The organism is Psychrobacter sp. 16-MNA-CIBAN-0192, assembly GCF_040309565.1.
Lineage (GTDB): Bacteria > Pseudomonadota > Gammaproteobacteria > Pseudomonadales > Moraxellaceae > Psychrobacter.
Genome location: NZ_JBEOOX010000001.1, coordinates 1 through 11430 on the forward strand (window position 1 = coordinate 1; position 11430 = coordinate 11430).

At 43.1% G+C, this 11430-nt stretch carries 10 protein-coding genes and 2 tRNA genes; 8 read left to right on the forward strand and 4 right to left on the reverse strand.

What is annotated here, in order from left to right; genetic code table 11:
• Nucleotides 1–283: 283 nt before the first annotated feature.
• A complete protein-coding gene (gene ppnP / locus AAEY78_RS00005; RefSeq protein ID WP_182405806.1) occupies nucleotides 284–619 on the forward strand; it encodes a pyrimidine/purine nucleoside phosphorylase in 336 nt (111 codons plus the stop codon).
• Nucleotides 620–712: 93 nt separating this feature from the next.
• Nucleotides 713–1483: a 23S rRNA (guanosine(2251)-2'-O)-methyltransferase RlmB gene (gene rlmB / locus AAEY78_RS00010; protein WP_352336250.1), complete on the forward strand. Its 771-nt coding sequence runs from the start codon at nucleotides 713–715 to the stop codon at nucleotides 1481–1483.
• On the opposite strand, the gene coaE is transcribed toward rlmB, so the two are convergent.
• The 4 genes from coaE to pilB form a co-directional block, all read right to left on the reverse strand.
• Nucleotides 1446–2120, reverse strand: coding sequence for a dephospho-CoA kinase (coaE, locus tag AAEY78_RS00015; protein ID WP_352336794.1), 675 nt, complete (start codon nucleotides 2118–2120; stop codon nucleotides 1446–1448). The genes rlmB and coaE overlap by 38 nt on opposite strands.
• Before the next feature lie 236 nt (nucleotides 2121–2356).
• Nucleotides 2357–3256: a prepilin peptidase gene (locus tag AAEY78_RS00020; protein ID WP_352336252.1), complete on the reverse strand. Its 900-nt coding sequence runs from the start codon at nucleotides 3254–3256 to the stop codon at nucleotides 2357–2359.
• A gap of 25 nt (nucleotides 3257–3281) precedes the next feature.
• Nucleotides 3282–4505: a type II secretion system F family protein gene (locus tag AAEY78_RS00025; RefSeq protein ID WP_352336254.1), complete on the reverse strand. Its 1224-nt coding sequence runs from the start codon at nucleotides 4503–4505 to the stop codon at nucleotides 3282–3284.
• 194 nt (nucleotides 4506–4699) lie between these two features.
• A complete protein-coding gene (gene pilB, locus AAEY78_RS00030) occupies nucleotides 4700–6409 on the reverse strand; it encodes a type IV-A pilus assembly ATPase PilB (protein ID WP_352336256.1) in 1710 nt (569 codons plus the stop codon).
• A 301-nt stretch (nucleotides 6410–6710) separates the two neighbouring features.
• Between pilB and tpiA the strand changes: the two genes are divergently transcribed.
• The 6 genes from tpiA (at nucleotide 6711) to nusA (ending at nucleotide 11299) form a co-directional block, all read left to right on the forward strand.
• On the forward strand, nucleotides 6711–7514 hold the full coding sequence (gene tpiA / locus AAEY78_RS00035; protein ID WP_352336258.1) for a triose-phosphate isomerase: 804 nt from the start codon (nucleotides 6711–6713) through the stop codon (nucleotides 7512–7514).
• A 279-nt stretch (nucleotides 7515–7793) separates the two neighbouring features.
• The gene (secG, locus tag AAEY78_RS00040; RefSeq protein ID WP_182405819.1) at nucleotides 7794–8102 is read left to right on the forward strand and encodes a preprotein translocase subunit SecG; all 309 of its coding nucleotides are present in this window, start codon (nucleotides 7794–7796) and stop codon (nucleotides 8100–8102) included.
• 248 nt (nucleotides 8103–8350) lie between these two features.
• A tRNA-Leu gene (locus AAEY78_RS00045) sits at nucleotides 8351–8434 on the forward strand.
• A 124-nt stretch (nucleotides 8435–8558) separates the two neighbouring features.
• Nucleotides 8559–8635: transfer RNA gene (locus tag AAEY78_RS00050), tRNA-Met, on the forward strand.
• Between the two features lie 458 nt (nucleotides 8636–9093).
• A complete protein-coding gene (rimP, locus tag AAEY78_RS00055) occupies nucleotides 9094–9594 on the forward strand; it encodes a ribosome maturation factor RimP (protein WP_352336260.1) in 501 nt (166 codons plus the stop codon).
• Between the two features lie 220 nt (nucleotides 9595–9814).
• Entirely contained in the window at nucleotides 9815–11299 is a 1485-nt protein-coding gene (nusA, locus tag AAEY78_RS00060) for a transcription termination factor NusA (RefSeq protein ID WP_352336262.1), read from the forward strand.
• The last annotated feature ends 131 nt before the right edge of the window (nucleotides 11300–11430 follow it).

The window sequence follows — 11430 nt, forward strand, 5'->3', positions numbered from 1 at the left end:
TTAACAGAGAATCTAAGGCTGAAGATAGATTTTTGACATCTATTCTTGGAATTTGACATTAATTGTTGGAATTGACAGACGGCGAGTAAATAAGGCTCAGATGTCTTGTTTGCTTGCTGTTTTAGTGTGGGAAAGTCATGGGTGCTGGGCATGTTGCCAAATTTTTTTAACAGTAGTTTTTTAACAATGTTTAAGTGCTTTTTAAGAATTGTTCTGAAGTAAGCCCTGATAATCAGTCACTTATTTTTTAGTTTAGCCACAATTATTTGATAAGGAGGTCTTTATGACAGCCGCACAATTTACTAACGTGACAGTCAATGCGCAGGCCACGATTACTTATGATGGTCGCTGTTCTAGCCATACCATTATGTTTGAAGACGGTCGCCATAAGACATTAGGCGTCATTTTACCCTGTGATAGCAGTGTTGAATATTACCAGTTCAGTACCAATACGTCCGAGCGTATCGAGTTCATCAGCGGCGAGTGCGAAGTCAAAATCGATGGCGAAGAAGACTACAGCTATTACCGCGCGGGTCAATCGTTTGTGGTTGAAGGCAATAGTGGCTTTAGCTTACGTACTGAAGAAATTGTCCAATATGTCTGTCATTTAGAAGGTTAGGCAGTTGGGCAAGTAGTCTATAGTCCATACTCTAGCGCAGTATCTACCTCCTATCGCATGAGCGGTAGTCCTTTTTTAATCAGCAGGCATGTTATGGCAAAACCTACTTATTTTTACGGCATTCATGCTATTGAAGCGTTACTTGCATATCGCCCGACCGATGCGCTCAGCCTTTTTGTGCAACAAGGGCGCGAGACGGACAGTCATGTACAAGAAATCATGGCGCAAGCTCAAGCACAGGGCATCAGTTTACAGCCCACGCAAAAAGAAAAGCTGACCCAATTATGCGGCAGCCCGCAGCATCAAGGGGTGGTGATGCATGCTCGTCCCTTGGGCTTTGCAAATGAGGCGGTGTTAGATACCATCATTGCGCGTGACCAGTGTTTATTGTTGGTATTGGATCAGATTACCGATGCGCATAATTTTGGTGCTTGTTTGCGTACTGCTGTGGCAATGGGTGTTGATGCGGTTATTTGTCCCAAGCATCATGCCGCAAGCTTGACGCCAACCGTTGCTAAAGTATCGGTCGGCGCGGCTGAGATGATGCCGATTATTAGTGTGACCAATTTAGCACGAGCATTAGCGCATATTAAAGATGCTGGAGTTTTTGTATTTGGCACCGCGCTTAATGCCGATGCCAAGCCAATACATGCGGCTGACTTGACCGGCAAAACGGCACTGATTATGGGTTCAGAAGGCGAGGGTATGCGTAGGCTCACCCTAGAGAGCTGTGATGAGCTGGTTTATATTCCGATGTCAGGCAACGAGCACGGCAATTTGCAAAGCCTAAACGTCAGCGTCGCTACCGGTATGGCACTGTATGAGGTTAATCGGCAGCGTACGCTAGCTGCTGCGCAAGGGTAAGATAGCTTTGATGCAGCGGTGCTAACTGAGCGTGTAGCGCCGCCACATCCCCTTCATTAATAATGACATCATCAGCATGGCGATTGCGTGCCGCGCGGTCCAATTGATTCGCCATAATCGCTTTAATCTTGGTCATGCTTTGATCGTCACGCAAACTCGCTCGCGCAAGCTGAGTGTCTTCAGCGACATCCATGACCAAAATACGCTGGCATAAATTTGCCAATCCAGCTTCTGCGCCTTCAATTAATAGCGGCGCTGATAGTACGATATACGGTGAAGTGCAAATAAGTAATTGTTCTTTTGCCGCCTCACGTATTGCTGGATGAGTGATAGATTCAAGCTCTATTAGTGCTTCAGGATGGCTAAACACGTGATTGCGCACCGCTGCTCGATCCATCTCCCCTACTGGATTTAATACCCAGTCACCGAATTTTTTCTGAATTTTGTGCAAGGTCTCACTGCCTTTTGCGACCACTTCATGCGCAATCACATCGGCATCAATAATATCAATCCCTTGCTGGGCAAACCAGTCACTTGCTGCGGATTTACCGCTACCGATACCACCAGTCAAACCGACTACCAGCGTCTTTTTTAACGCCGTATGGTCATTTTTGCTATTGTCTTGTTGAGGTATCATACTGGCATTATCAACCACGTGCTGAGGCGTTTTACTATAGTTTGTTGACATAGAAGTGACTTATTTGAATGATAGAATAGGGTGAGGAGAGTGGATAAAGAATAAGTTATGGAGACAGGCTCAACTAATCTCAATCTCAAACTCAAACTATAACGATAAAGAATCTAGCCTTAAAGTGACTGGCGTTAGACTGACTCGGTAGTTCAAGATATTAGGCGTTCAGGATGTTAGGGCGACTACGGATACATGCCCAAATAGCCATTCACGATATCTGTGCCGTATAATAAGGCAATGATGCCCGCAATAGCAATATAAGGTCCAAAGGCAAACGGGCGGCTTTCCCCTTGTTTTTTAAGCAAAATAATACCGACGATAGAGCCAATTAAAGAGGATAATAAGATAATTAACGGCAACATCATCGGTCCAAGCCATGCCCCTAATACCGCCAATAATTTAAAGTCGCCTTGCCCCATCCCATGTTTTTTCGTAATCAAATAAAATACTTTTACCACCACCCACAGTGATAAAAAGCCTAATAATAAGCCCCAAATCGATTGAGTTGGACTCACAAACCAGCCTTGTGAATTTACTGCCAGCCCTAATCCTGCTAGCGGAAAGGTTAAGCGATCCGGCAACAACTGAGTATCAAAATCAATCCCCGTCAGCGCAATCAGCGTCCATACTAAGACCAAGGCGGACAATCCAGTAGCATTCACCCCGAAATGATAAATGACCAATGCTGACAATAGGGCGGTGACCAATTCAACAATAGGATAACGCACGCTAATACGGGCTTTACAGTTAGAGCAGCGTCCGCGTAATAGCAACCAGCTGACCAGCGGAATGTTTTCAGTCCAACTGATTTTATGAGCACAATGTGGGCAGCGCGATGCTGGTTTACTTAAAGTGATAGGTATATCAGTTGCCACAATATCAGTCAGCTCCTTAGCCGGTTCAGCAGGCATATCGGCTTGCTGCGCTAAAAACTGACTGCACTCTTGGCGCCAAGCGTAATGCATCATTAGCGGTATACGGTGAATCACCACATTTAAAAAGCTGCCCACGCAAAGCCCAAGCAACGCAAATACTAAGAGCGCAACGCCCATATTATCTTGTAATAATGCTATCAATTCCATCCGCTGACTGCCCTATAATTAGTCGTTAACCTACTACCGCACCCATTTGGAAAATGGGTAAATACATGGCGATGACCAAGCCACCGACCAACACCCCAAGCACCGCCATAATCAGCGGCTCCATCAAGCTGGTCAAGCCATCAACGGCATTATCTACCTCGTTTTCATAATATACCGCCACCTTATCGAGCATCTCCTCCAAGCTACCAGATTCCTCACCGATACCCACCATCTGAATCGCCAGACTTGGAAATAGATTGGTACTACGCATGGAAAACTGTAATTGCTGACCCGTCGACACATCGTTTTTGATTTGCTGGGTGGCATTGTAAAACACCACATTATTGGTCGCGCCAGCCGTAGAATCCAACGCATCAATTAACGGCACGCCAGCGGCAAAGGTAGTCGCTAAGGTACGAGAAAAACGGGCAATAATGGCTTGATAAGCGATATTGCCAAATATCGGCACTTTTAAGGTTAAACGGTCTAAGAAATCGCGAAATTTTTTGCTGCGTTTTTTCGCCTCAGAAAAGCCAATAATCGCGCCGCCAATCAGCACAATTAATACAAACCACCATGCCTGCATCCACTCGGACATGGTGACTACCATTTGCGTAAACGCGGGCAGCTCAGCACCAAAGGACTCAAACAAACCTGAAAATACGGGCACGACTTTAATCAGAAGAATAATGGTCACAATAACCGCTACGACAATAACAGCGATGGGGTATTTTAACGCCTTTTTAATTTTAGCCTTTAGCAACTCACTTTTTTCTTTATAAGTGGCAACGCGCTCTAGCATGGTTTCAAGCGCACCTGACTGCTCACCTGAGTCAACAAGAGAGCAGAATAAATCATCAAAGTAACGCGGATGACGGCGCAGCGCTGAGGCAAAGGTGCCACCTGCTTCGATATCCGTTTTGATTTGTAGCACCAATTCTTTCATGCTTGGATTATCGAGTGCGTCCGCAACAATCTCAAACGATTGGGTCAGCGGTACGCCCGCTTTCATCATGGTCGCTAATTGACGGGCAAAAATAGCAATATCAATGGGTTTGATGGCTTTTTTAAAGGTATATAAAGGTTTTGATTTCTTTTTGATGGATTTAACCGTAATACCTTGTTTGCGCAGGGTGGCTTTTGCAAGCTCCAAGCTACGGCTGGTGGTCTCTCCCTTTACCTTTTGACCGCGTCGATTGACCCCGTCATACACGAAGTCTAACAGACTGTCAGTCTTTGCTTTTGCCATAATAGCACCTCAAATTTTGGCGATGTTGCCAGATAAATCAGCATCATAGAGTGGTATACGCCTGTGACAGCGCCACTCTAAAATAAAAAATAACAGACTTGAGATTGATCTGATGATTAACCGGTAAAACTATACATTTTTAGTCAACACTATTCTAGTCTAAGATGATAAGTATTGCTCATGGTTACCATTGCTTATTCAGAAGTCACGCGCATCATCTCCTGAATACTGGTCACCCCTTGTAATACCTTTAAAATACCGGAGCGGCGCAAATCACGGAAGCCGTTCTTTAGCGCGGCATCTTTGATATCGATAGCGTTACCACCTTCCATGATAATACGCGAGATATCAGGGCTGATTTTCATCACCTCATAAATACCCACGCGACCTTTATAACCATCACGGCATTCGCTACAGCCAATTGGCTTATAAATAGTATGGTCAGGATTATCTAAGTCGGTAGCCGTGAATCCTAATTCTAGAAGGCTGTTTTTTGGTATATCGATTGGTTTCTTACAGCTTTTGCAAAGGCGTCGCGCCAGTCGTTGCGCGATAACCAAATTCACTGAAGTGGCAATATTAAAGGAGGCAACACCCATATTACTAAGGCGTGTTAAGGTTTCAGGCGCGGAGTTGGTGTGCAAGGTTGAGAGCACCATATGTCCAGTTTGCGCCGCTTTAATCGCAATCTCTGCCGTTTCAAGGTCACGAATTTCTCCAACCATCACAATATCAGGGTCTTGACGCAAAAAAGACTTTAGTGCGTTTGAAAAGGTTAAGCCGACTTTTGGATTGACGTTGACCTGATTGATACCTTCAAGGTTGATCTCTACCGGGTCTTCAGCGGTAGAGATATTAGTATCGCCGGTATTTAAGATATTAATACCGGTATATAACGAGACCGTTTTACCAGAACCTGTGGGTCCAGTAATCAGTAGCATGCCTTGCGGTTTATGTAAGGCTTCCAAAAACATCTCTTTTTGATCCGGCTCATAGCCCAGCGCTTCAATACCGAGCATTGCTGATGAAGGATCTAAGATACGCAGCACGATTTTTTCACCAAACAGCGTGGGCAACGAGTTTACCCGAAAATCAATGGCTTTGGACTTTGATAATTTTAACTTAATACGTCCATCTTGTGGCACGCGTCGCTCAGAAATATCCATTTGCGACATCACTTTGAGGCGCGCCGCTATTTTTTGCGCCAACTGTACGGGTGGATTTGCCATTTTTTGCATGACCCCATCGACTCGAAAGCGTACGCGGTAGGTTTTCTCATAAGGCTCAAAATGTAAGTCGGACGCGCCCATACGAATAGCATCAACCAGCATTTTATTCACAAACTTCACGACCGGCGCCTCATCAACACCATCATTTAATGTGGTTTCATTATCCGCTTCTACCCCATCTTCAAAATCAACATGCAAATCGCTATTAGAAAAGCTATCCATACTTTGCATGGTATTGGCATACAAATTTTCGATACGCTGTTTTAGCTTGTCTTCCTCAACCACCACCGTTTCTACCGGCAATCTTGAGTTAAACGCAATAGCATCAATAGCATCGATGCGGGTGGGGTCGCTAAGGGCTACAAATAAGCGTTGACCACGCTTAAAGATAGGTAATGCATTGAATTTGCGTACAATTTTCTCATCGACCAAATCTTTAGGAATGTGCTCATTGTTGAGTGCATTGAGATCAAAATAGGGATTGTCAAATGCTTTTGATAACAGCTGAGCTAAGAGGGATGCACTCACCATCTTATTGTCTACCAAGTAAGGAACCAGCCCGACTTGTTGCTGCTTTGCCTCTACTTGTGCTGATTTTAAGAGGGGTTCGCTCAGAATACCCTCATTAATTAAATGCTGTGGCAAACCAACAAACTTACTGTTTATAGTAGACATAAAGTCTGCTCCTTAATCCTAATATATACAAAAAAACGGCAAAGATAGTCAAAATAGATGCAAGAATCATGACAGTTATATAATGCTAAAAAGTATGGTTTTATGCCAGTCAATCATAGCCAACTAAAAAACCAGATATTAACATGGGCATAATAGTTGACTGTAATAGCTCATCCTAATAATAGGTAGAATCAAATTGATAAGAGAATATGACCTATACTATAGCAGTTGACAAATATTTGTTATACTTGCGCGCATATCAGCCGCATCGGCACGACAATAGATACAAGGTAGATGAATAATGCAAGCTTGGGTAATTGGTAATTGGAAACAAAATCCGGCAACGAATCATGACGCGATGGCACTTGCGGATGCATTGTTAAGCGCCACCGCCAAAGAATTTGACAAAAAAACCTGCCAATTAATGGTTGCGCCCAGCTGTATTCATTTGGCAACGGTAAGCGCTCGCTTGCAAGATTCATCGCTGTTGTGCGCCGCGCAAGATATCAGCACTCATAGCGCAAGTATTGGCGCATATACCGGTGATTGCTCTGCTGAACAAATAGCAGATGCTGGCGCGACATGGACACTATTAGGTCACTCAGAACGCAGACAGTATCATAAAGAATGTAACGATATCCTCGTACAAAAAATGCGCAATGCCCTTACACAAGATTTAGGCATTGTTTTTTGTGTTGGTGAAACCCAAGCCCAGTATGATGCTAAGCAAACGCTTGACGTGTTAACAGAACAATTGGCAGTGATACCAACACTATTACAACAAGCAGAGCAAACTGCTGACTGTGCTGACATTCTTGCTAAGCGCTTGATTATCGCCTACGAGCCGGTATGGGCAATTGGTACGGGTAAAGTACCTACGGTTGCCGAAGTCAGCGCGACTCACGAATATATTAAGCAAACCGTGGCTAGTTTTGCCGCCCCGCTTGCTGATATCAACGTCTTATATGGCGGTAGTGTTAATGCTGCTAATGCCGATAATTTTGCAGCAAGTCCAATGATTAATGGTGCCTTAGTTGGTGGCGCGGCTTTAAATGCTGAGAGCTTTCTAACTATTGCCGATGCTTTCGCCCGTGCTAAAGCTTAGTAGCTACTCTATTAACGATTAATGCCAATATAGAAAAATAGATAAAGCTGCCTCGCAACTTTTGCTATTGCTATTAATACTATGACAGCTATATGAATGGTTGGTTATAAATTATGACAAGTCACTTTAATAGTGACCTTGCAATCGTGTACAATGCGCCTTATTTAATATTCTCAATTTAATAGCATCAGTTAAGCGCATTGTCCTTTATCGTCATTGTTGCAACTGTAAGATTTCACTACCGTTATCCGTCGTTATTACGCGGCACAAGAGGACACCATGTATACATTTATATTAGCCCTGCACATTATTGTGGCGATTGCCATGATCGGCTTGATTTTGATACAGCATGGTAAAGGGGCAGATGCTGGGGCTTCTTTTGGTGCCGGTTCCTCAGGTACCGTATTTGGTGCAGCGGGTACGGCCAACTTTTTAACTCGTGCCACTGCCGTATTGACTGCCATCTTCTTTGTGACCAGTATGACGCTAGCCGTACAAGCCCGGAAGCAAGCTGATGACCAGTTTCGTTTAGATGCGCCGGTATCAGTGCCACAAACCCCGCGTCCATTAACTGGTAATAGTCAGTAACTTATTAATGTTACTCATTGTACTCATTCAATGATTAATACTGCACAATTTATGTTGATAGTTTTAAATATTGCAGAGTACTAGGCAGTGTAACAGACGCATTTTTATGAGCTGCCCTTGCAATTTGTATAAGTTAGTTTTACAATGCTTGCCTGCTTTTAGCGCAGTTTACTGATGATAATCGTCCTCATGGTTATTAATATAAGCAGCATATAAGTAAAAAGCAGCATGATTAAGTAGCTAGATAAGCGATTGTGGTGGAATGGTAGACACGCCATCTTGAGGGGGTGGTGGCGCAAGCTGTGGGGGTTCAAGTCCCCCCAATCGCACCAAGTTTGTGACACGCAGCACCGCGTGGGGTTAGAGATTGTAGCAACGAGATTTTTAATTTAAGTTATTTTAAAATAAAGATTGACAGTTGTATCAAACCTACCTATAATGTGCGTTCTAGATTGATGCGGGGTGGAGCAGTCTGGTAGCTCGTCGGGCTCATAACCCGAAGGTCGTTGGTTCAAATCCAGCCCCCGCTACCACTTTTTATACTGATGTTTTGTAACCTAAATTTGTCAGTAACAATCAGCCCACCATAATGTTTGTGGGTTTTTTTGTATCTAACGGTTGGTGTTATCTCGGTATTTGTCATATATATGCTAAGCTTTTGATTTACAGCGTCCAGCAATCGCCACCTCTTAGCTTATCATGATGAAGGCTATGTTCTTTTATCCCTATTTCCTATGATGAATGTCTGTATTAGCTTTTTATGGCGTGCTAATTATTTAGCCTTATATATATAAGGGTTATAATAGAATAAAATTAGGTCATAGCAACATTGAGCTTGATAGCAACAACAATACTTATATCAACTTCGTCAGACACACTGAAAATTAACTATATTAAAGTAATCTTACCTAACTCTTTAAAAAAACATACCCACCCATTATATAATTCACTTAATATAATAACTAAGTGATTAGGAAGATATAAACAGATTATGAAACTTTCGACCAAAGTAACAGAATTGACCGCGATTATTGCCCCAGCCGTTGCTGCTTGTGACGTGGCGTTGTGGGGTGTTGAATTTGTACCGCAAGGTCAACGCTCATTATTGCGTATCTATATTGAAGCATTGCCAGAAGAGCAAGCTCAAGGTACACAGGTAACCATCGAAAACTGCGCAGCGGTTAATCATCAGGTTAGCGGTATATTAGAGGTGCATGACCCTATTGCTGGCGAATTTATCTTAGAAGTCTCGTCACCCGGATTTGATCGTGCTTTTTTCTCTGATGAGCAGATGCATGATTATGTTGGACAGACAGTAAGCTTACGTTTGATTCAAGCAATTGGTGAAGGCGATAAAAAACGCCGCAAAGTGACTGGTATTTTAAACAGTATTGATGCTACAAACTTGACTTTGACCGCAACAGACGGCGAGCAGTTTGACATTGCATTGAGCAATATCGATAAAGCTAATTTAATATATGAAGACGCTTAGTTATTACTTACTTAATCATTGCTGACTCAGTCATGGTCTAAAAAATTACTTTAGAGGCGTTGGCGTAACAGCTTTGTTATAAAGGTATTAGCGTATAGCTATAACAGATAAGTATCTAACCGTAACTTTCGAAATAGTAAGTCGCTGAACATAGTTATAAGCTATTGATTCAGCACTGACAACATTGAAGCCAATTATAAAATGATAGGACAGGTATAGCATGAGTCGTGAAATCTTAACGGTAGTTGAAACCGTCAGTAATGAAAAAGGCTTAAATCCTGAAGACATCTTTGAAGCTATAGAAGACGCTTTGGTGGTTTCGACCAAGAAAAAAGTTTATACCGATCAGCCGGAAGTAGAAGTGCGCGTGGCAATTAATCGTGAAACAGGCGATTATGATACCTATCGTTACTGGACTGTTGTGGCTGATGAAGACCATGAAATGCCTGCTTGCCAGTTGGCAATTACCGATCTTGACCAAGAAGAGTGGTCTATCGGTGATATTAAGGAAGAGCAGATCGAATCGATTGAATTCGGTCGCATTGCTGCCACGCAAGCGAAACAAGTCATTATCCAAAAAATTCGTGAAGCAGAGCGTGCGCTTGTTGCCGATGCTTTTGAGCCGCGCGTTGGTGAGATGATGTATGGCGAAATCAAAAAACAGACCCGTGATGGTTATATCGTTGATTTAGGTGATAATACCGAAGGCTATTTGTCACGTGATCAGATGTTGCCACGTGAGCAATTACGAGCAAAATCACGTATCAATGCTATCTTATACCATGTGAACCGTGAGAATCGTGGCGCGCAAATATTATTATCGCGTACACGTCCTGAGATGCTATCTGCATTGATGCAAAAAGAAGTGCCAGAAATTGCCGAGCAAATCATTGAGATTCGTAATGTTGCTCGTCTGCCAGGTACTCGTGCTAAAATAGCGGTTAAAACCAATGATCATCGTATCGATCCGGTTGGCGCTTGTATTGGTATGCGCGGTACGCGTATTCAAGCGGTTCAGCAAGAGCTCGATGGCGAACGCATTGATGTCGTCGTATGGTCAGATGATCCTGCGCAATATATTATCAGCTCGCTTGAACCTGCTGATGTAAGCAGTATCATTCTAGATGAAGATACTAAGACAGCTGATATCGTATTTGCTACCAATGATCAATTGGCACGTGCTATTGGTTCACAAGGTCAAAACGTACGCTTAGCGTCAGAGTTGACTGGTTATAAGCTTAACATGATGCTAGAAGAAGAATATCAGCAGCGCCAAGAAAATGAATCAAAAGTCTATATTAAGCTTTTTTATGAGCGCTTAGAGGTGGATCAAGATTTGGCGCAAGCGCTGGTTGATATTGGTTTTACCAGTATCGAAGAAGTGGCGTATGTGCCTGCCGATACCTTTTATGATATTGAAGGCTTAGATGATGAAGCCATTGATATGATTCAAGAGCGTGCGAAAGAAGTTGTGATCGCGGATGAATTGGTAAAACAACAAAATATGAAAGAGCCGAGTCAAGAGCTGCAAGATCTAGAGGGTATGACGGTCAGTTGGGCTTATAAAATGGCACAAAACGACATCATTACCGTTGATGATTTGGCTGAACAAGCAGTATTTGATTTGGAAGATATCGAAGGCTTAGATGCTGAAACAGCAGGACAGCTGATTATGAAGGCTCGGGAATCTTGGTTCGATGAATAGGCGTTAACTGCATATCGCTGTCTTTTGGTGATATGCTAGCGACATAAAATGCGGATAATTGAGTTTATAAACAGCCAGTTATTCCTTTTAACGCAATCATTTGTAGCCAATAATTGAATTGAACATATAGC